General features: G+C 66.5%; 18 protein-coding genes and 1 other RNA gene. 4 read left to right on the top strand and 15 right to left on the bottom strand.

Going from position 1 to position 20,597, the window contains the following annotated elements; genetic code table 11:
• Nucleotides 1-7: 7 nt before the first annotated feature.
• The 13 genes from ftsA to mraZ form a co-directional block, all read right to left on the bottom strand.
• The gene (gene ftsA, locus XdyCFBP7245_RS11955) at nt 8-1,243 is read right to left on the bottom strand and encodes a cell division protein FtsA (protein ID WP_003485272.1); all 1,236 of its coding nucleotides are present in this window, start codon (nt 1,241-1,243) and stop codon (nt 8-10) included.
• Complete coding sequence (locus XdyCFBP7245_RS11950; RefSeq protein WP_104615843.1) at nt 1,240-2,076, bottom strand: cell division protein FtsQ/DivIB; 837 nt, start codon at nt 2,074-2,076, stop codon at nt 1,240-1,242. The genes ftsA and XdyCFBP7245_RS11950 overlap by 4 nt, the downstream gene beginning before the upstream one ends.
• Before the next feature lie 121 nt (nt 2,077-2,197).
• Entirely contained in the window at nt 2,198-3,193 is a 996-nt protein-coding gene (locus XdyCFBP7245_RS11945) for a D-alanine--D-alanine ligase (protein ID WP_104615862.1), read from the bottom strand.
• Nucleotides 3,194-3,249: 56 nt separating this feature from the next.
• Nucleotides 3,250-4,683 (bottom strand): UDP-N-acetylmuramate--L-alanine ligase, encoded by a 1,434-nt coding sequence (gene murC / locus XdyCFBP7245_RS11940; protein WP_104615842.1) that lies wholly within the window; start codon nt 4,681-4,683, stop codon nt 3,250-3,252.
• A complete protein-coding gene (gene murG, locus XdyCFBP7245_RS11935) occupies nt 4,680-6,020 on the bottom strand; it encodes an undecaprenyldiphospho-muramoylpentapeptide beta-N-acetylglucosaminyltransferase (RefSeq protein WP_104615841.1) in 1,341 nt (446 codons plus the stop codon). Before murG ends, murC begins: the two co-directional genes overlap by 4 nt.
• The gene (gene ftsW, locus XdyCFBP7245_RS11930; protein WP_104615840.1) at nt 6,017-7,396 is read right to left on the bottom strand and encodes a putative lipid II flippase FtsW; all 1,380 of its coding nucleotides are present in this window, start codon (nt 7,394-7,396) and stop codon (nt 6,017-6,019) included. Before ftsW ends, murG begins: the two co-directional genes overlap by 4 nt.
• Entirely contained in the window at nt 7,396-8,481 is a 1,086-nt protein-coding gene (gene mraY / locus XdyCFBP7245_RS11925) for a phospho-N-acetylmuramoyl-pentapeptide-transferase (protein WP_104615839.1), read from the bottom strand. The genes ftsW and mraY overlap by 1 nt, the downstream gene beginning before the upstream one ends.
• Complete coding sequence (locus tag XdyCFBP7245_RS11920; RefSeq protein WP_104615838.1) at nt 8,471-9,997, bottom strand: UDP-N-acetylmuramoyl-tripeptide--D-alanyl-D-alanine ligase; 1,527 nt, start codon at nt 9,995-9,997, stop codon at nt 8,471-8,473. Before XdyCFBP7245_RS11920 ends, mraY begins: the two co-directional genes overlap by 11 nt.
• Nucleotides 9,994-11,469 (bottom strand): UDP-N-acetylmuramoyl-L-alanyl-D-glutamate--2,6-diaminopimelate ligase, encoded by a 1,476-nt coding sequence (locus XdyCFBP7245_RS11915; protein ID WP_211287687.1) that lies wholly within the window; start codon nt 11,467-11,469, stop codon nt 9,994-9,996. The genes XdyCFBP7245_RS11920 and XdyCFBP7245_RS11915 overlap by 4 nt, the downstream gene beginning before the upstream one ends.
• Before the next feature lie 8 nt (nt 11,470-11,477).
• Entirely contained in the window at nt 11,478-13,340 is a 1,863-nt protein-coding gene (locus XdyCFBP7245_RS11910; RefSeq protein ID WP_104615836.1) for a peptidoglycan D,D-transpeptidase FtsI family protein, read from the bottom strand.
• Nucleotides 13,341-13,467: 127 nt separating this feature from the next.
• Nucleotides 13,468-13,731: a cell division protein FtsL gene (ftsL, locus tag XdyCFBP7245_RS11905; RefSeq protein WP_005991913.1), complete on the bottom strand. Its 264-nt coding sequence runs from the start codon at nt 13,729-13,731 to the stop codon at nt 13,468-13,470.
• Nucleotides 13,728-14,783, bottom strand: a complete 1,056-nt coding sequence (gene rsmH / locus XdyCFBP7245_RS11900; RefSeq protein WP_170068623.1) for a 16S rRNA (cytosine(1402)-N(4))-methyltransferase RsmH — start codon at nt 14,781-14,783, stop codon at nt 13,728-13,730. Before rsmH ends, ftsL begins: the two co-directional genes overlap by 4 nt.
• A 14-nt stretch (nt 14,784-14,797) precedes the next feature.
• Nucleotides 14,798-15,253: a division/cell wall cluster transcriptional repressor MraZ gene (gene mraZ, locus XdyCFBP7245_RS11895; protein ID WP_010367651.1), complete on the bottom strand. Its 456-nt coding sequence runs from the start codon at nt 15,251-15,253 to the stop codon at nt 14,798-14,800.
• 314 nt (nt 15,254-15,567) lie between these two features.
• Between mraZ and XdyCFBP7245_RS11890 the strand changes: the two genes are divergently transcribed.
• The 3 genes from XdyCFBP7245_RS11890 to XdyCFBP7245_RS11880 are packed head-to-tail and all read left to right on the top strand — an operon-like array spanning nt 15,568 to nt 16,951.
• Nucleotides 15,568-16,335 carry an NRDE family protein gene (locus tag XdyCFBP7245_RS11890; protein ID WP_104615835.1) on the top strand — a complete coding sequence of 256 codons (768 nt, stop codon included), beginning with the start codon at nt 15,568-15,570 and terminating at the stop codon, nt 16,333-16,335.
• Nucleotides 16,336-16,385: 50 nt separating this feature from the next.
• On the top strand, nt 16,386-16,637 hold the full coding sequence (locus XdyCFBP7245_RS11885) for a type II toxin-antitoxin system CcdA family antitoxin (protein ID WP_170068622.1): 252 nt from the start codon (nt 16,386-16,388) through the stop codon (nt 16,635-16,637).
• Nucleotides 16,634-16,951: a CcdB family protein gene (locus tag XdyCFBP7245_RS11880; protein WP_104615833.1), complete on the top strand. Its 318-nt coding sequence runs from the start codon at nt 16,634-16,636 to the stop codon at nt 16,949-16,951. The genes XdyCFBP7245_RS11885 and XdyCFBP7245_RS11880 overlap by 4 nt, the downstream gene beginning before the upstream one ends.
• Nucleotides 16,952-17,464: 513 nt before the next feature.
• On the opposite strand, the gene rnpB is transcribed toward XdyCFBP7245_RS11880, so the two are convergent.
• Both rnpB and rsmI read right to left on the bottom strand, forming a co-directional pair.
• Nucleotides 17,465-17,817: RNase P RNA component class A (gene rnpB, locus XdyCFBP7245_RS11875), an RNA gene on the bottom strand.
• 144 nt (nt 17,818-17,961) lie between these two features.
• Entirely contained in the window at nt 17,962-18,783 is an 822-nt protein-coding gene (rsmI, locus tag XdyCFBP7245_RS11870; RefSeq protein WP_104615832.1) for a 16S rRNA (cytidine(1402)-2'-O)-methyltransferase, read from the bottom strand.
• Nucleotides 18,784-18,864: 81 nt separating this feature from the next.
• On the opposite strand from rsmI, the gene XdyCFBP7245_RS11865 reads away from it, so the two are divergent.
• Nucleotides 18,865-20,595, top strand: a complete 1,731-nt coding sequence (locus tag XdyCFBP7245_RS11865; protein ID WP_104615831.1) for a penicillin-binding protein activator — start codon at nt 18,865-18,867, stop codon at nt 20,593-20,595.
• The last annotated feature ends 2 nt before the right edge of the window (nt 20,596-20,597 follow it).

Genomic DNA, 20,597 nt, shown 5'->3' with positions numbered 1-20,597 from the left:
CGATTCGTCAGAATTCGCCGCGATACCAGTTCTTCAATTTCTTGAACAAGCTTCCTGCGCGGCCGGTCGGGATCGACGGGCGGCGCGGGTGTTCGATCTGGCTGCCCATCAGCAACAGGCCCACGCCGGAGGCGTGCACCGGGTTGCCGACGACTTCGCCCAGGCCGGTGACGTGCTGCGGAATGCCCACGCGCACCGGCATCTGCAACATTTCTTCGGCCAATTCGACCACGCCTTCCATCTTCGACGCGCCACCGGTGAGCACCATGCCGGCGCGCACCATTTCTTCGAATCCGGAGCGGCGTAGTTCGGCCTGCACCATTTCAAAAATTTCTTCGTAACGGCCCTGCACGGCCTGCGCGAGCGCATGACGCGGCATGCGGCGCGGCGGGCGGTCGCCCACCGACGGCACCTGGATGCTTTCTTCGGCGGTGGCCAGCTGCGCCAGGGCGCACGCGTAACGCACCTTGATCTGCTCGGCTTCCGGCGTGGGCGTGCGCAGCATGTGCGCGATGTCGTTGGTGACGTGGTCGCCGGCGATCGGCAGAGAGGCGGTATGGCAGATCGCGCCCTGCACGTACACCGCCAGGTCGGTGGTGCCGGCGCCGATATCCACCAGCACCACGCCCAGCTCGCGCTCGTCGGCGGTCAGCACGGCAACCGACGACGCCAGCGACGACAGCACCAGATCGTCCACCTGCAGGCCGCATTTCTGCACGCACTTGGTGATGTTGGCGGCGGCCGATTGCGCGCACACGACCAGATGCGCATGCACCTCCAGGCGCACGCCGGTCATGCCGACCGGGTTGCGGATGCCTTCCTGCGAATCGTCCAGCACGTATTCGCGCGGGATCGCATGCAGGATGCGTTGGTCGGCAGGAATGGCCACGGCCTTGGCGGCGTCGAGCACGCGCTCCAGGTCGCTCCAGGTCACTTCGCCATCGCGGATCGGCACGATGCCGGGCGAGTTCTTGCACTGCACGTGGTTACCGGAGATCGATGCGTACACCGAGCGGATTTCGCAGCCGGCCATCAGCTCGGCTTCTTCGACTGCGCGCTGGATCGACTGCACGGTGGATTCGATATCCACCACCACGCCGCGCTTGAGACCGCGCGACTCATGCGAACCGATGCCGATCACTTCGATCGGATTGCCGGGCGAGTACTCGCCGACCAGCGCGACGACCTTGGAGGTGCCGATGTCCAGTCCAACGATGAGGGATTTGTCGCCTTTGCGATTCATGTCTTAAAGCCGGGAATAGCGAATGGGGAATGGGGAATAGTCAACAGCGGTGCACGAATGCGGGGAGTATTGAGAACAAGTGCGTGAGGCGCAGCGGGCGATGCCTGCTTGGGCTTCTTCTCCATTCCCGATTCCCCATTCTCCATTCGCCTTTCAACGGTAAAGCCGTTGGTATAACGCAGGTCGGCACGCGCGATCGGGCGCTGCGGGTCGGCCAGCTGCGGCAGCACGCGCGCGAACCGTTGCAGACGTGCGCGCGCATCGTCACGTCCGATCATGATCTGCAGACCATTGCTCAGCCCCAGCGACCAGCTGCCACGCGCGTCCATCTCCAGACGTTCCACATCCAGGCCGGTCGGCGCAAACAAGGCGCGCGATTCGTTGTACAGCGCGACCACATCCTGGGTCTTGCTGTCCGGCCCGCCGAGTTGGGGCAACTTGAAATCCTTCAACAACGGTGGGGTGCGGAATAACCGGCCCTGTTCGGACAGCATGCGGTCGGTGCCCCAGCGCGCGAACGGCTTGTGTTCGGTCACGCGCACTTCCAGCACGTCCGGCCAACGCTTGCGCACCTGCGCACTTTCCACCCACGGCAACTGCGCAATGGCGTCTTGCGCCTGCTGCAGCTTCACTGCAAAGAAGCCGGCGCGCGCGTACGGCAGCACCACCGCGCGCAATTGTTCGGCCGGCACCCGTTTGAAATCGCCGGACACCCGCAACTTCGCCAACGGCCAGCGCTCGGCACCCACCCACCCATTGAGCACGGCCACCACCGGCAACGCGACCAGCGCCACCGCAATCAACCAGGCCAGGATGCGCAGGGTGGCGTTCATTGGCACGCTCCGCGCGCTGCGGGACCGGGGACCGGGGACCGGGGACCCGTAAAAGCCCGAGCAAACGCGCGGATGCTTTTGTTGTTCCCGGGTCCCGGGTCCCGGGTCCCCTGTCCCGGATTCATAGCGTCTGCTCCAGCACGCGCCAGACCAGCTCTTCGAAATCGATGCCGAGCTGACGCGCGGCCTTGGGAACCAGCGAGTGGCTGGTCATGCCCGGAGCGGTGTTGACTTCGAGCAGATACGGCTGGCCGCTGCTGCGATCGCGCATGACATCGACGCGCCCCCAGCCGCGTGCGCCAGCGGCGCGAAAAGCGTCCAATGCCAGCTGACCGATCTGGGTTTCGGCATCGCCATCCAGACCCGGGCACAGGTACTGGGTGTCGTCGGCCACGTACTTGGCGTTGTAGTCGTACCACTGGCACTTGGGCACGATGCGAATCGACGGCAGCGCGGTCTCGCCCAGAATGGCCACGGTGAGTTCGTCGCCTTCGATCAGTTGCTCCATCAACAGCGCACCGTCGTAGCGCGCAGCCAGCAGCACCGCTTCTTCGAGCTGGGCCTGATCGAACACGCGGCTGATACCGACGCTGGAGCCTTCGTTGGCCGGCTTGACGATCACCGGCAAGCCGATCTGCCGTGCAGCGGCGTGGATCTGGTCTGCGCTGGCGCCGGCAGCCAGACGCGCGTAACGCGGCGTCGGCAGATCCAGCGACAACCACACCTGCTTGGTGCGGATCTTGTCCATGCTCAACGCCGAGCCGAGCACGTTGGAGCCGGTGTACGGGATGCCGAAGGCTTCCATCAAGCCCTGCACGATGCCGTCTTCGCCGCCGCCGTTATGGCCATGCAGCACGTTGAACACACGGTCGAAGCGCTGCGCGACCAGCGCCTGCGCCAAGGCGGGAATACCGTCCACCGGCTGCGCATCGACACCGCGCGCGCGCAGCGCGTCCAGCACGTTACTGCCGGAATTCAACGACACTTCGCGCTCGGACGAGGTGCCGCCAAGCAGCACGGCGACGCGCCCGAACGCGGCGGGGTCGCTGGTTCGCGACGGTGCGGGACCGGGGACCCGGGACCCGGGACCCGTAACAGCAGAAGACGCGGGCTGCACGATCTGCTCTTCACCGGTCCCGGTTCCCGGGTCCCGGGTCCCGATAGAGGACGCGCTCATGCCTGCTCTCCGACAAAGCCGTGATGGATGATGTGCTGGGCCACATAACCGATGTCGCCGGCCCCCATCATCAACAGCAGATCGCCGTCCTGCAGCACGTCCGGCAACACTTCGGCCAGGCCGGCAATCTGCCCGACCACGACCGGCTCGCTACGGCCGCGCGCACGGATGGCACGCGCCAGGGCACGCGAGTCTGCACCGGGAATCGGCGCTTCGCCGGCCGGATAGACTTCGCTCAACACCAATGCATCGACGGTGCTGAGCACGGCGGCGAATGCGTCGAACTGATCGCGGGTACGGCTGTAGCGGTGCGGCTGGAATGCGACGACCAGGCGCTTGTCCGGCCAGCCACCGCGGGCGGCGGCGAACACCGCTTCCAGCTCGCGGGGATGGTGGCCGTAATCGTCGACCACCCGCACGCGCGCACCGGTGCTGGTGGTGACTTCGCCCAGATCGTTGAAACGCCGGCCGATGCCCGCAAAGTTTTCCAGCGCGCGCGCAATGGTCTGCGGCTCCACGCCGAGCTGCCAACCGATCGCGGCAGCGGCCAATGCGTTGAGCACGTTGTGACGGCCCGGCAAGGCCAGCGTCACCGGCGTGGTGGAGCCTTCGGGCAGGCGCAAGGTGAAGCGCATGCGCGGGCCGTCCTGCACTACATCTTCGGCGCGCACGTCGGCGTTTTCGCTCATGCCGTAGCTCATCACATGGCGCGGCGTCTTGCCGGCCAGCGCGGCCACTTCCGGGTCGTCGATGCACAGCAGGGCCAGGCCGTAGAACGGCAGGCGCTGCAGGAATTCTGCGAATGCCGCCTGGATGCGCGAGAAATCGTTGCCGTAGTTTTCCAGGTGATCCGAGTCGATGTTGGTGATCACCGCCATCAACGGATTCAGACGCAGGAAGCTGCCATCGCTTTCATCGGCTTCGGCCACCAGCCACTGGCCGCCGCCGAGCTTGGCATTGGCGCCGGCCGCCAGCAGTTGCCCGCCGATGACGAAGGTCGGGTCCAGGCCACCTTCGCTCAGCACGGCCGCGGCCAGGCTGGTGGTGGTGGTCTTGCCGTGCGTGCCGGCGACTGCAATGCCGCGGCGGAAGCGCATCAGCTCGGCCAGCATCGCCGCACGCGGCATGATCGGAATGCGCTGGCTGCGCGCTTCCATCAGCTCGGGGTTGTCTTCGCGGATCGCGCTGGACACCACAACGCAATCGGTGCCGAGCACGTTGGCGGCCGAGTGGCCGCGCATCACGCGCGCACCGAGCTTGGCCAGGCGGCGGGTGGCTGCATTGTCGGCGTTGTCCGAGCCGGACACTTCATAGCCCAGCGTCAGCATGACCTCGGCAATGCCGCTCATGCCGGTGCCGCCGATGCCGACGAAGTGCACGCGCGGAAATGCGCGGACCAGATCGCCACTGTCCTGCAGACGGCGGATCACTGGGCACCTCCGATGGAGGTGGCGGGACCGGGGACCCGGGACCCGGGACCCGGGAAGAGCGAAGCAGCGGCAGCGCGTTGCGCCTGCCCATGATGATTATCTGCGTGCATACCTGTCTGCTGTGGATTCTGTTGTTCACGCCCCCCGCGTTGCGGATCGCGGGTCCCGGTACTTCCATGCCGTTGATCGTGCTTGCCACCGGTCCCCGGTCCCCGGTCCCCGGTCCCGGCTTCATACAAAACAATGTCGGCGATACGCTCGGCGGCATCCGGCTTGGCCAGGGTGCGGGCGGCTTGCGCCATCGACAGGCGGCGCGCGGGGTCGGTGAGCAGGGCCTGCAAGACCTGCTGCAGGCGCACGGGCAACGTGTCGTCCTGCTTGAGCAGCACGGCGGCGTCGGCGCCGACCAGGTATTCGGCATTGCGGGTCTGGTGATCGTCGACGGCGGCGGCAAAGGGCACCAGCACGCTGCCGACACCGGCAGCACACAGCTCTGCCAGGGTGGAGGCGCCGGCGCGGCACACCACCAGGTCGGCCCAGGCGTAGGCGGCGGCCATGTCGGCGATGAACGGTTCGACGCTGGCATTCACTCCGGCCTGCGCGTAGGAAGCCTCGGCTTCGGCGCGCAGTTTTTCGCCGCACTGGTGGCGCACTTGGACATCCGGATGCCCGAGCGCGGCCAGTGCCGACGGCACGGCTTGATTCAATGCGCGTGCGCCCTGGCTGCCGCCGAGCACCAACATGCGTACCGGGCCACCCCGCCCAACCAGGCGTGCGGCCGGTGCAGGAAGCGCGGCGATTTCTGCGCGCACCGGATTACCCACCGCTTCTTCGCCAGCGAAACTGCCGGGGAAACCGGTCAGTACGCGGCGCGCAAAACGCGACAACACCTTATTGGTCATGCCAGGCGCGCGATTTTGTTCGTGCACGAGCAAGGGCACGCCGAGCAGGCGGGCAGCCAGGCCGCCTGGGCCGGCCGCAAAGCCGCCGAAGCTGACCACCGCGCGCGGCTGCCGCTTGCGCAACACAAAGCCGGCAGCGCGTACCGCGCGCATCACCCGCACCGGTGCGCCAAGCAACTTGATCACGCCCTTGCCGCGCAGGCCGCTGATGGCCAGCGTGTCGATCTGGATATCGTGCTGCGGCACCAGCCGCGTTTCCATCGCACCGTCGGCGCCCAGCCAGGTCACCGGCACGCCGCGCGCGCGCAGCACCTTGGCCACGGCCAGACCCGGGAAAATATGCCCACCGGTGCCGCCTGCAAGGATCATCACAGGTTGAATCCCCGCAGATGGATGCGCGGGTTTTTGCGAGGGATTCGCGTCATGCACGCTCATGCGATCCTCCCGAAGGTCGGTTCCACACGCGGCTGCATGCGGCTGGTGCCACGCAGGATGGCCGATGCCGGCGCCACCGACGGTGCTGCCGTTGACGTCGCTGCCACCGGTGCAGGCGCAGCAGCGGTCTCGCGCTGCGGCTTGCGTCCCGCTGTATAAGCAGGCGGCGCCGGATCGACCACCGGCTCAGCCGGCTCGGAGGGCACAGTGCCCGCGCCCTGCGGCGACAACTTGCTGCGCAGGCGCTCGGCGCGATCCATTTCATAGGACACGCGTAGCAGCAGGCCCATCGCCACGCAGGTCATCAGCACCGACGAACCGCCGGACGAGATCAGCGGCAGGGTCAGGCCCTTGGTCGGCAGAATCCCTAGGTTCACGCCAATCGACACGAAGCTCTGCATCGCCACCCACAGCCCGATGCCGAAGGCCACGTAACCGGAGAAATGGCGCTTCATTTCCACGCAGCGCATGCCCACCCAGAACGCGCGGCCGACCAGCAGCGCGTACAGGGACACCACACCGCAGACGCCGATGAAGCCGAGTTCTTCGGCGATCACCGAGAAGATGAAGTCGGTATGCGCTTCTGGCAGATAGTTGAGCTTCTGCACCGAGGCGCCCAGGCCCACACCGGTCCACTCGCCACGGCCGATCGCCATGAGCGCATTGGACAGCTGGTACCCCGAACCGAGCTGATCGACCCACGGGTCCATGAAGGAGGTCACGCGCCGCATGCGGTACGGCTCGAAGATCACCAGCGCCACCAGTGCCGGCAGCAGCAGCAGGATGGGCAGGATGATGCGCCCGATCGGGGCGCCGCCGAGCACCAGCATGCAGGCAGTGACACTCAACAGCAGCATCGACGAACCGAAGTCCGGTTGCAGCAACAGCAGTGCCACCAGAAATCCGACCACGAACACCGGCTTGAGCATTGCCTGCCAGGTTGCATTGACCTCGTCGCGGAAGCGCACCAGGTAACTGGCCAGCCAGATGATGTAGAGCACCTTGACCGCTTCGACGACCTGAAACTTCGACACGCCCAGGTTGATCCAGCGCCTGGCGCCGTTGACGCTGCTGCCCAGGCCCGGCACGAACACCACGATCAGCATCACAAAGCAGCCCAGCAACAGCATCTGGTTGTGCTGCTCGATGGTCTTGAGTTCGGTGCGCATGGCCCAGAACGCCAACCCGATACCGACGCCCAGAAACAGCAGGTGGCGGGTGAGGTAATAGAACGGGCTCTCCGACAGTTCGATCGAACTGGACGCAACCATCACCACGCCCAGCGAGGCGAGCGTGGCCGCCGCGCCGAGCAGCCACGGGTCGTAACGGCCGCCGATGGCGTCCAGTCGTGTGGCCTGGCGGGACATGTCGTTCATCAGCGCACCTTCAACGTGGCAAGGCCGATCAGCACCAGCACCACCGAAATGATCCAGAAGCGCACGATCACGCGCGGTTCCGGCCAACCTTTGAGTTCGAAGTGGTGATGGATCGGCGCCATGCGGAACACGCGCTTGCCGGTCATCTTGAAACTGGCCACCTGGATCATTACCGACAGCGTTTCGATCACGAACACGCCACCCATGATCACCAGCACCAGTTCCTGGCGCACGATCACCGCGATGGTGCCCAGCACCGCGCCCAACGACAGCGCGCCGATGTCGCCCATGAACACCATGGCGGGATAGGTGTTGAACCACAGAAAGCCCAGCCCTGCCCCGGCGATCGCCGAGCAGATGATGATCAGCTCGCCGGCGCCGGGAATCAGCGGGATTTTCAGGTATTCGGCAAACACCACGTTACCCGAGGCATACGCAAATACGCCCAGTGCGCAGGCCACCAGCACGGTGGGCATGATCGCCAGACCATCCAGACCGTCGGTGAGGTTGACCGCGTTGGAGAAGCCGACGATCCAGAAATAAGCGATCACCACGAAGCTCACGCCGGCCAGCGGCAGCGCGATCGACTTGAACATCGGAATGTAGAAGGTGATCGCCGCCGGTACGTCGGCGGTATAGAACAGAAACAGGCCGGCGGCCAGGCCGAAGATCGACTGCAGCAGATACTTCCAGCGCGACTTCAGACCATTGGGATCGCGGCGAACGATCTTGATCCAGTCGTCGTACCAGCCGATCGCACCGAAGCAGAGCATCACCGCCAGCACCAGCCACACGTAACGGTTGCGCAAGTCGCCCCACAGCAACACCGACAAGGTGACGGTGAGCAGGATCAACGAGCCGCCCATGGTCGGCGTGCCGGCCTTGGAGAAATGCGTCTGCGGGCCGTCCTGACGGATCGGCTGGCCGCCCTTGAACTGGGCCAGCTTGCGGATCACCGCAGGGCCCATCCACAACGACAGGAACAACGACGTCAGCGCCGCCAGAATGCCGCGGAAGGTCAGATAGTTGAACAGCCCGAACAGGCTCTCCAGTTGCTGCAGCCAGCGGGCCAACTCAAGCAGCATGGGAGGCATCCTCCGACGGTGCGAGCAGCGCGGCGACGATGCGATCCATGGCGCTGCCGCGGGAGCCTTTTACCAGAAGGGTGGTGGAGCCGGGACCGGGGACCGGGGACCGGGGACCCGGGAGGGCATCCATAGACTGCGATTGCTGATCGTGAATCAAAACATTTCCCTGCATATTTTCTGGTGCGTGCTGTTGCTTTTCCCCGGCCCCGGCTACACCCAGGTCCGCGTGCAATGCATCGATCAATTCCGCATGTGTGGCAAACACGCGACCGCCCTCGCCGAACGCCTGCGCGGCAGCGGCACTGAGCTCGCCCAACGCGTACAGACGCTGCAACTTGGCCGCGCGTGCGCGACGTCCGGCCGCGGCATGCAGTACCGCGCCTTCGGCGCCGAGTTCGCGCATGTCGCCCAGCACCAGCCAGCCAGCGCCAGGCGCGGCGGCCAGTGCATCGATGGCCGCATCCAACGAGCCGGGGTTGGCGTTGTAACTATCGTCGATCAGCACTGCGCCACCGGGCAAACGATGGGCGATCTGCCGGCCAGCCACTGGGCGCGCCCGCGCCAGGCCAGCGGCGATGATCGGCAGCGCGATCCCGGCGCCCATCGCCAATCCGGTCGCAGCCAATGCGTTGAGCACGTTGTGGCGGCCCGGCAATGGCAGCGCAATCTGCGCCTCGCCCTGCGGGGTTGCCAGCGTGAACCGTGCGCCATCGGCCTGCAGTTGCAGCTGACGTGCGGTGATATCGGCGCTGGCCTGCAGGCCATAGCGCAACACGCGACGGCCCTGCACCGGCTGCGCGTGCAGTTGCTGCTCGAACCAGGCGCCGAAGGCATCGTCGGCATTGATCACCGCCACGCCATTGGAGGGCAGCGCGGCGTAGATCGCACCCTTGGTCTGTGCGACGCCGAGCAGGCTGCCCAGGCGCTCCAGGTGCGCCGGCGCGATGTTGTTGACCAGCGCAACATGCGGCCGCGCGACGTCGGTGAGGTAGGCGATATCGCCCGGCTTGCCGGCACCCATTTCGTAGATCGCAACATCTGCGTCGTCCGGTGCGGCGATCACCGCCAGCGGCAAGCCGATTTCGTTATTGCGATTGCCCGGCGTGGCATAGACGGTGGTGCCATCGACACGCCCTGCTTCGGTCAGGATCGACAGCAGCAGTGCCTTGACGCTGGTCTTGCCGTTGGAACCGGTCAACGCGATCACGCGGGTGGCGCGATCGCGCTGCATGCCGGCGGCAATGCGTGCCAGCGCCAGCTCGGTGCTCTGCACCAACACCTGCGGCACGCTCAGCGTGGGCAACAAACGATCCACCAGCAAACCGCTGGCGCCCTGCGCGAGCGCATCGGCAGCGAAGTCGTGTCCATCGAACCGCTCGCCGCGCAGCGCCACATACAGGCTGCCGTTGGACAGCGTGCGCGTGTCGTTGCCGACCGCATCGATCATGGCATCGTCGCCGTGCAGCTCGCCGCCAGCCCAATGCGCGATCAACGACAGCGGGGTGAGCTTCATGCGCGCACTCCCAGCACGGTGCGCGGCAGCAAGGCCTGCGCCGCCACCGCTGCATCGTCGAAGGCATGCTGCACGCCGGCCACTTCCTGGTAGGGCTCGTGACCCTTGCCGGCGATCAGCACGATGTCCGACGCGCTGGCCATGGCGATGGCCTGATGGATCGCAGCGGCGCGATCGCGCTGCACGATGGCCGCATCCGGGCGCGCAAAGCCGCGCACGATATCGGCAACGATGACATCGCCGTCTTCGCCGCGCGGGTTGTCGTCGGTGACGATCGCCACATCGGCATTGAGTTCGGCAATGGCGGCCATCTGCGGGCGCTTGCCGGTGTCGCGTTCGCCGCCGCAACCGAACACGCAGATCAGCCGGTCCTGCGCATGCGAGCGCAGGCTGGTCAGTGCCTGTTCCAGCGCGTCGGGCGTGTGTGCGTAATCGACCACCACCAGCGGTGCGCCATGCGCGCCGCCGAGACGATTCATGCGGCCGTGGATCGGCTGCAGCTGGCCCAACACCTGGGCGATCTGCGCCGGCGCATGGTCCAGCGCGTGCAAGGCACCGGCGACCGCCAGCAGGTTGTCCACGTTGAAGCGACCCAGCAATGCCGAATGCACGGCGTGGACGCTGGCATCGATCCGCAGCGCGAAGCTGATGCCGTTGTGATCCAGTTGCAGGGCGTCGGCGCGCACCGTGGCGCCAGCCTGTCCGCGCGAACTCACGCCGATCGCGCGCAGCGCAGGATCGAGCGAGGCCAGCAGCGTGCGGCCGAAGGCGTCGTCCAGATTCACCACCGCAGCCTGCAACCCAGCGCGCGTGAACAGCTTGGCCTTGGCCGCGCCGTACTGCGCCATATCGCCGTGATAATCGAGATGATCGCGAGTGAGATTGGTGAACACAGCCACGTCGAAATGCACCGCATCCACGCGGCCCTGATCGAGCGCGTGCGAGCTGACTTCCATCGCTGCGGCTTGCGCGCCTTCATCGCGCAGCTGTGCCAGCAACGCGTGCGTGGACAGCACCAGCGGCGTGGTGAAACCGGTCGGGACGGCGCTGCCATACAGGCCGACGCCCAGCGTACCGAGCGTGCCAGTGGGCGTGCCGAGCAAGGTCAGTGCCTGCGCAAGCAACTGCACGGTGGAGGTCTTGCCGTTGGTGCCGGTGACGCCCACCATCCGCAATGTGTGCGACGGATGACCATGAAACTGATCGGCCATGCTGCCAATCCGCGCACGCAAGCCGGGCACGGCGATGGCGTCGGCAGGCGCCGGCAGATCGGCAGGCGCGGGCGGCTCGAACAACACCGCTACCGCACCATTGGCGCGCGCCTGCTCGACGAAGCCCAGCCCATGCGCGCCGAAGCCGGCGATCGCCACGAACGCATCGCCTGGGCGCACTGCACGGCTATCCATCACCAGGCCGGACACCTGCACATCGCGCGCAAGGGTCAGGTCCGGCAGCAGCTGCGACAGCGGCATGGCGCGGCTCACTGACGGCTCTCCTGCAACGGCGCAGGCTGCGCAGGCGCTGGCGGCGGTGCGATCGCGGTCGGAATGCCGGCCGATACTTCGTCCACCGGGTCCGGTACCAGCGCCGGGTCCAGATCTGCCGGTTGCGGCTTGACGATCGGTTGACCGGTCTTGCCGGCGGCCTGCGCGGCCAGCCACGACTGGATATCGTCCGGCGGCACGTCCATCAACCGCAGCGCACCTTCCATCACCTTGTGGAACACCGGTGCCGACACCAGGCCGCCGTAATACACCTTGCCCTGCGGATCGTTGATGACGATGACGGTGGCAAAGCGCGGGCGCGTGGCCGGCACCAGACCAGCGAACAGCGCGTTGTAATGCCCGCGCTCATAGCCGTTGGCGCCGTTCTTGCGCGCGGTACCGGTCTTGCCGGCCACGTGATAGCCCAGGATCGCCGCGCCCTTGGCACCGCCCTGGGTGACCACGGTTTCCATCATGTCGATGACCTCACGCGCCACCTCGGGGGTGATCACCTGACGGGTCTCGTTGTGCTGGCCACGCACGAAGGTGGGCGGCGTCAGCTTGCCGCCGTTGCCCAGCGTGGCGTACGCCTGCGCAATCTGCAGCGGCGTCACCGACAGGCCGTAGCCGTACGACATCGTGGTCTTGGACGGGCCGCTCCAGCGCGCCGGCTGCAGCACCACACCGGCCGATTCTCCCGGAAACCCGCTATGCGGCGCGCTGCCATAACCGAAGTTGCGGATCGACTGATAGAACGTCTGGTCCGGCACCTTGGCCGCGATCTTGGCCGCACCGATGTTGGAGCTGCGGGTGATCACGCCGGTGACGTTGAGTACGCCGTTGTTGCGCGGCACATCGCGAATGGTGAAGCGCCCCACCGACATATAGCCGGGGTTGGTATCGATGACGGTGTCCTTGGTCACCACGCCGGCAGTCAGTGCGGTGGCCACGGTCAGCGGCTTCATCGTCGAACCCGGCTCGACCAGATCGGTGACCGCGCGATTGCGCCGCGCCGACGGATTGATGCCGGTCACCGAGTTGGGGTTGTAGGTCGGCAGGTTGACCATCGCCAGCACTTCGCCGGTGGCGACATCCATCACCACCATCGACCCGCCAGCGGCATTGTTTTCGACCAGCGCGTTGCGCAGTTCCTTGTAGGCCAGGAACTGGATGCGGCGGTCGATGCTCAGCGTCAGATCCTTGCCCGGCTGCGCCGGACGCACCAGATCCACGCTCTCCACGATGGCGCCGCGCGCATCGCGCACCACCTTCTTGGAGCCGGGCTTGCCGCGCAGCCATTCGTCGAAGGCCAGCTCCAGCCCTTCCTGGCCGCGGTCGTCGATATTGGTGAAGCCCAGCACGTGGGCCATCGCTTCGCCTTGCGGATAGAAGCGACGGAACTCGCGCTGCGAAAACACGCCCGGAATCTTCAACTCGACGATCGCATGCGCCTTGTCCGGGTTGATCCGGCGCTGCAGGTACATGAATTCCTTGCCGGCCTTCTGCGCCAGCTTGGCGTTCAACTCGTCCAGCGGCTGGCCGAGCGCCTTGGCCAACTCGGGAATGCGGTCGGGGTTGCGCAGCAGTTCCTGCGGATTGACCCAGATCGATTCCACCGGCGTGGACACCGCCAACGGCTCGCCATTGCGGTCGGTGATCATGCCGCGCGAGGTGGCGATCGGCAGCTCACGCAGATAGCGCGCTTCGCCCTGGCGCTGATAGAAATCGCGGTTGACAAGCTGCACGAATGCAGCGCGCCCGATCAACGTCACCGAACACAGGCCCAGCGCGATGCCGACCAGGGTCAGCCGGCCGCGCAGATTGAAGTTGCTGCGGGGGCGGTTGCGACCGGCTTTCATGGCGCACCTCCGTGTGCGCGGAGTGCCCGTGCAAAACGGCTGTCGTGCCGTTGTGTCATGGGCGAAGATGCATGTGCGCCACCCTGCGGGCAGCTTGCCCGTACACAACGGCTGTTGTGCGACTTCGTCATGGGCGCACCACCACGATGTCGTTGGTCTCCGGGAACTTCATCCCGATGCGCGCACGCGCGACCTGATCGACACGGTTGCTTTCCGCCCAGGTGGCCTGCTCCAGCTGCAGCCGGCCGAATTCGATGTTCAACTCGTCACGCGTGTGTTCGAGCTTGGACAACTGCACGAACAGCTTGCGGTGCATGTGGCGCATGTACACCACCCCGATCGCCGAGGCGATGCTGCAGGCCAGCAGCACAATCAGCAGCAGGCGGCTCATTGGACGTCTCCGTTCGGAGACGCCGGGAATCGGGAATCGGGATTTGGGAATCGGGGAGCAGCGCTGTCGCCGTTATCCATTCCCGATTCCCCATTCCCCATTCCCAGCTTCTCGGCCACGCGCAACACCGCGCTGCGGGCGCGGGGGTTGATGTTCAACTCGGCGTCGTCGGCCTTGACCGCGCCGCTGATCAGCTGCAGCGTCGGCACGAACGGCTGCGCTTCGGGCAGGCGGCGGTTGCTCGGCGGGGCCTTGGCGTAGCGGGCCATGAACTGCTTGACGATGCGGTCTTCCAGCGAGTGGAAGCTGATCACCGCCAGCCGGCCGCCCGGCTTGAGCGCGCCCAAAGCGGCGTCCAGCCCGGCTTCCAGATCGGCCAGCTCGCGGTTGATGTGGATGCGGATGGCCTGGAAGCTGCGTGTGGCCGGATGGGTCTTGCTGTCGCCGCGCGGCATCACCGAGGCGATCAGGTCGGCCAGCTGCGCGGTGCGCAACAACGGCTGCTCGGTGCGGCGCGCCACGATGGCGCGCGCGATGCGGCGGCTCTGGCGCTCTTCGCCATAGGTCCACAACACATCGGCGATCTCGCGGTCGCTGGCGTGGGCCAGCCACTGCGCAGCGCTCTGGCCGCTGTCCGGATCCATGCGCATGTCCAGCGGGCCGTCCTTGCCGAAACTGAAACCGCGGCCGGCCACGTCCAGCTGCGGCGAGGACACGCCCAGGTCGAGCAGGATGCCGTCGACGGTCGCAGCGGCGACCACCTGACCGAGCCCGGCGAAGCTGCCGCGATGGATGGACACGCGCGCATCGCCGCCGAACGTCTGTTCGGCCACCGCGATCGCTTCAGGGTCCTTATCCATCACCAGCAGTCGACCTCCCGGGCCAAGGTGTTCCAGCACGCCGCGTGCGTGTCCGCCACGCCCGAACGTGCCATCGAGATAGGTTCCGCCTTCGGTCACCTGCAGGCCATCCAGAACCTGCGTGTACAGCACCGGCACATGGGCCGCCGGCGGCTGCGACACCGGGTGACCGGGCTGCGCTTCACCGCGCATCCGGGCACCCCGGCTCACAACCTGAGATCGAGCAATTCATCGCCCAGATCCCCGTCAGACAATGTCTGCTGGATCAGTGCGCGATGTGCCTGCTCGCTCCAGAGTTCGAATTTGTCGCCCATGCCAAGCAGCACGGCCTTCTTCTCGATGCCGACCGCGTTGCGGTGGCTGGCCGGAATGCTCAGACGGCCATTGGCGTCCAACTCAAGCACGGCAGAGGAACCCACCAGTTTTTGCTGCAGCGTGCGGACCACGCGCTGGGTGTTGGGCTTGGACATCACATCGTCGCGCACCCGCTCCCACTCCTTCTCCGCATACAGCCACAGGCAACCGGCTTCGAACGGGTTGTAGGTGAGCACCAGGCGGTTGCCGCTCACACGCGTGACCAGGTCGCGATACGCGGTTGGTACCGCCATGCGCCCTTTGTCGTCCACCGTGATGGCAGTCTCGCCCTGAAACACCGAATGCAACCTCGAATACCCGCTGGGGGATCATTGAACCACGAAAAACCACAAAACACCTGGTTTTCCCTCCGATGCCCACCTTAGCAGCGCGCCAAAGGTTGTCAACAGTTTTCAAGGTCGCAAATCGCCAGTCGCATCAATGAGTTGCAGCACTCTTTAGAGACTTGTTCAAAGCTTATCCACAAGTTGCTGTTTCGTCTCAGATTTTGAGATTGAACAAAAATTCAGGGGCGTGAAGGCCGCGTAAACCCGACCCGCGTCTCACTTCACACTGCGCCAGCAGCACCCTGCGACTGCGCAGACGGGCGACAATCGCCGGCATGTGCTTAGTCGCTCTTGCCTGGAAAACTCACCCGCGTTGGCGCCTGCTGCTGGTAGGCAACCGCGATGAATTCCACGAACGCCCCACCGCACCGCTTGCGCGCTGGGCGGCGCCTGCCGACAGCGTGCTGGCCGGGCGCGACCTGCGCTCGGGCGGAAGTTGGGTCGGACTGGGCAGCGACGGCCGAGTGGCCGTGGTCACCAACGTGCGCGACCCGATGGCCACCATGTCCGGGCGCTCGCGCGGTCATCTGATTGCCGACTATCTATCCGGCAGTTCCGACGCTACTGCCTATGTCCAGGAACTGGCTGCGGACGGACACGCGTTCCCACCATTCAACCTGCTGCTGTGCGACGCCGAGCGCTGCGAACACCTCAGCAATCACCCGCCGCTGGCACGCACGCTGGCTCCCGGCATCCATGGGATGTCCAACGGCCCGCTGGACGCGCCCTGGCCCAAGACCGTTGCGCTAACTGCGGTCTTGCATGACTGGTGCGCCACAGGCAGCGAGGACCTGCAACCGCTGTGGACCGCCTTCGGTAACGCCGCCGTCGCTTCCGACGATGCCCTGCCTCACACCGGCGTCGATCTACCCACCGAACGCCTGCTCTCGGCCGCCTTCATCGCCGGCCAGAGCTACGGCACCCGCGCCAGCACCATCGTGGCGGTGGATCATGAAGGCAGCGGCTTCATCCACGAACGCCGCTTCGGCCCCGGTGGAACATTCCAGGGCGAAACACGGCTGGACATCTTCGGTACGCGTTGACACTGGGCAATCATGCGCATAGCGTGCGCATGAACGACAGGAGGCCGCCCATGAGCCGTTACTACGACAGTTCCGCGCAAAAGAAACCGCTGAACCTGACCATCAACTCGGACCTGGCCGCACAGGCACGGGCGATGACCGGCAACCTGTCGGCAAAGGTCGAAGAACTGTTGGCCGACTACGTCGCCAAAGAGCGCGACAGCCATAGCGCCAGAGCGATGGAGTTGCAGCGCGCCGCAAGCGAATGGAAGACCTTCACCGACACGCACGGCTCCTTTGCCGACGAGTTCTCCACCTTATGACCGACCAGTTCGATGTCTACGCAAACGTCGGACAGAACAAGAACATCCCCTACGTGGTCGTGGTCCAGTCGAAGATCTTCGACGCCGCCCCCCGTCGCGTCGTCGTACCCTTGGTGATCAAATCCAAGCACTCGCCGACCCCGTCTCGCTTCACCCCGGAATTCACCGTCGCCGGCCAACGCGTCATCCTGCAACCCCTGGAAATGACCTCGGTGCCGCTTGCAGTGCTCAACAACCCTGCCGGCTCCCTCAAGGACCAAGGCCAGACCATCATCGATGCCCTGGAGGAGCTGTTCACCCGCTCATTCGGCTAGCCATCTCGCCAATACGGGCAAGCGAGCGCATCGCGCAAGCGCCTCGACCAACCACCTAACTGCAAGCCTCCTTGAGTCAAGGGGGCGCGGCGACAGCCGCGGGGGTTCTGGCATGCCCATCAAATCGCTGGACGCGCCATTCAACCAGTCACTCGGCTAACCATTCCGCAATTGGGGCAAGCGAGCGCATCGCGCAAGCGCCTCGACCAACCACCTAACTGCAAGCCCCCTTGAGTCAAGGGGGCGCGGCGACGGCCGCGGGGTTCTGGCATGCCCATCAAATCGCTGGACGCGCCATTCAACCAGTCACTCGGCTAACCATTCCGCAATTGGGGCAAGCGAGCGCATCGCGCAAGCGCGTCGACCAACCACCTAACTGCAAGCCCCCTTGAGTCAAGGGGGCGCGGCGACAGCCGCGGGGTTCTGGCATGCCACGGAGCGGGACCCGCGTTTTGTACCGCCGCAGGCGGTACGAAGCGTGGGCGCCTTTTTTGGGCCTACGCCCAAAAGAGGCGGCGGAGCCGGCCGATAAGCCGGGTTCTGTCGTGGACAGTCATTCGTCTAGGCGCTACGTCACCGCAGCGCTCAAGCAACCTACCCGGATCCAGCGCGGGCCACGCCAATGGATCCCTATTTGGTCTTGCTCCAGGTGGGGTTTGCCGTGCCGGTCCGTTACCGGACTCGCGGTGCGCTCTTACCGCACCATTTCACCCTTACCACGCGCCTCTTGCGAGACCGTTCGGCGGTATCTCTCTGTTGCACTTTCCGTCGGCTTGCGCCGCCCAGGCGTTACCTGGCACCTTGCCCTATGGAGCCCGGACTTTCCTCGGCACCCTTGCGAGTGACGCGACTGTCTGGCCGACTCCGCCGGGGCGCATTCTACGCTATCCCCACAAGCCAGAACGGCGCAGCGTTTCCAACCTGCCATTGACCGTAGGAGCGCACCCGGACGCGAGCAGCCTTACCGAGAAAGCGTCATCGCAGATCACAGTGCGCTCGCGACGACCACCCTAGCCGCCATACAACGCCTTGCGCGGCGCACCGGTCAGCTCGGCGGCGAGCTTGGCAGCGGTGGAGGGCGGCAGGTGTTCGGCGAGTTTGGCGTAGACGCGGCGGCCTTCGGCGAGTTGGCCTTCGGCGGCGTCGGCGGCGCCCTGCACCATCACCACAAACTCGCCCTTGCGCTGGTTGTCGTCGGCTTCGACCTTGGCCTGCAACTCGGCCAGGCTGCCGTCGAGCACGGTTTCGAACAGCTTGGTCAGCTCGCGGGCGATCACCGCCGGGCGGTCGTCGCCGAAGGCCAAGCGCAGGTCGGCCAGCGAATCGACGATGCGGTGCGCCGATTCGTAAAACACCAGGGTGCGGGTCTCGCCAGCCAGGTGCGCCAGGCGCTCCCGGCGCGCAGCGCTCTTGGCCGGCAAAAACCCCTCGAAGCTGAAGCGGTCGCTGGGCAGACCGGCCACGCTGAGCGCGGCAATCGCCGCGCAGGCGCCCGGCACCGGGCTGACCTTGATGCCGGCGACGCGGGCGGCGCGCACCAGCTTGAAGCCGGGGTCGCTGACCAGCGGGGTGCCGGCGTCGCTGACGATGGCCAGCGACTCGCCCTCGCGCAGGCGCGCCACGATGCGCTCGGACATGGCTTCTTCGTTGTGGTCGTGCAGGGCCAACAGCGGGCGGTCGATGCCGAAATGGCTGAGCAATTGGCGGGTGTGGCGGGTGTCTTCGGCGCAGATCGCGGCCACGCCACGCAACACCTCCTGCGCGCGCGGCGACAGGTCGGCCAGATTGCCGATCGGCGTGGCGACCACGTGCAGGGTTCCAGGGGACATCATCAGCGGTCTTCCGGGGCAAAGGGTAGAATCGTAGCGGTTTTCAACGGACCGCCCTGGCGGCCCCTGTCCAATGGATCTGAAATGAACAAGCGTGTTGCAAGGATCTCCGCCCTGTCGTTGCTGGTCATGCTGGCGGCCGGCTGCGCCACCAGCAGCGTCACCCAAACTGCCTCGCCGACGCAGAGCGCGGCGCTGGCGTTGCTGGACCAGGGCAAGCCGCGCGAAGCGGCGCAGCAGCTGGAAGCCGAAGCCGCCGGTGCCAGCGGTGCGCAGCGCAGCCGTCTGCTGGCCGCGGCCGCATTCGGCTGGCACGACGCCGGCGACGATGCCCGTGCACGCACGCTGCTGGCGCAGGTCAACGCGCGCCATCTGAGCGGCGAAGAGCGCGCCCGCTTCGCGCTGCTCACCGGCGAGCTGGCGGTGATCGACAAGCAGGCCGCGCAGGCGCTGCAGGCGCTAGGCGACAGCCCGCAGGGGCTGACCCAGCCGCTGCAGACGCGCTGGCTGGTGGCACGCGCCGCCGCACTGGAAGCCACCGGCGACCTGTTTGGCGCCGCCGCCGACCGGGCACGCGCCGATGCCAGCCTGACCGGCACGCCGCGCAGCGACAACCAGCGCGCCATCGTGCGTCTGCTGGCGGCGCTGGACGATGCCACGCTCAAAGGCCGCACCGCCGCGCTACCGGCCGGCGACCCGCTGTACAACTTTGCCGGCCGCGCGTTGATCAGCCGCGGCCTGGCGTTGCCGCGCGCATTCGATCGCGATGCGCAATGGGGCTTCGACACCAGCAAGCGTCCGCCGGCCGAGCGCGACGGTTACCGCCCGCCGGTCAAACTGGCAGTGCTGCTGCCACTCACCGGCAATCTGGCCACCGCCGCCGCGCCGGTGCGCGATGGGCTGCTGGCTGGCTACTACGCCGAAACCCGCCGCCGCCCGGAGGTGCAGTTCTTCGACACCGCCGGCACCGCCGCTGGTGCCAACGCCGCCTACGACAAAGCCGTGGGCGCCGGTGTCGATTACGTGGTCGGCCCGCTCGGTCGCGACGAAGTCAGCGCGTTGTTCGCGCGCGGCCAGCTCGCCGTGCCGGTGCTGGCGCTCAACCGCCCCACCGACAACAAGGCGCCGCCCGCTGGCAGCGCGGGTTTCTCGCTGGCGCCGGAAGACGACGGCATCATGGCCGCCGAATATCTGCTCTCGCGCGAACGCCGCAACGTGCTGATCGTGGGCACCGGCGACGACAACGGCAAGCGCACCATCAAGGCCTTCCGCGACCGCTTCACCGAGCGCGGCGGCAAGGTCGCCGGCAGCATCAGCGTGGCCGATGCACCGGGCGACATCGGTGCGCAGCTGCGCAACTACGGCACTGCCGATGCGGTGTTCCTGGCGGTGCGCGGCAACACCGCGCGCGCGCTGGCGCCGCAGCTGGCCTTGAGCGGGTTTGCCGGCAAGTCGCGCGTGGGCACCTCGCAGCTGGTGGCCGGCACCGGCAAGGTCGAAGACGACCTGGCGCTGGACGGCATCATCTACCCCAGCGAAACCTGGACCGCGCTCGGCGTCTCCGGCCTGCCGGCGGCCAGCCAGGTCGCCAGCACCCTGCCCAGCGCACGCGGCCCGGCCGCACGCCTGTTCGCGTTCGGCTACGACGCCTGGAAGATCAGCGCATACCTGGAAAAACTCGCCACCGGCACCGACGGCGGCCTGCGCGGCGCCACCGGCACCTTGCATCTGGACGGCTTCGGCAATGTGCTGCGCACCCCGGCATGGTCCACCTTCAACGGTGGCCGCCCGGTGCCGATCGCCGACGGTCGCTGAGC

Source organism: Xanthomonas dyei (genome assembly GCF_002939865.1).
Classification (GTDB): domain Bacteria; phylum Pseudomonadota; class Gammaproteobacteria; order Xanthomonadales; family Xanthomonadaceae; genus Xanthomonas; species Xanthomonas dyei.
Note: the sequence above shows the minus strand (reverse complement) of the source record. Positions and strands in the feature narration are given on the sequence as shown.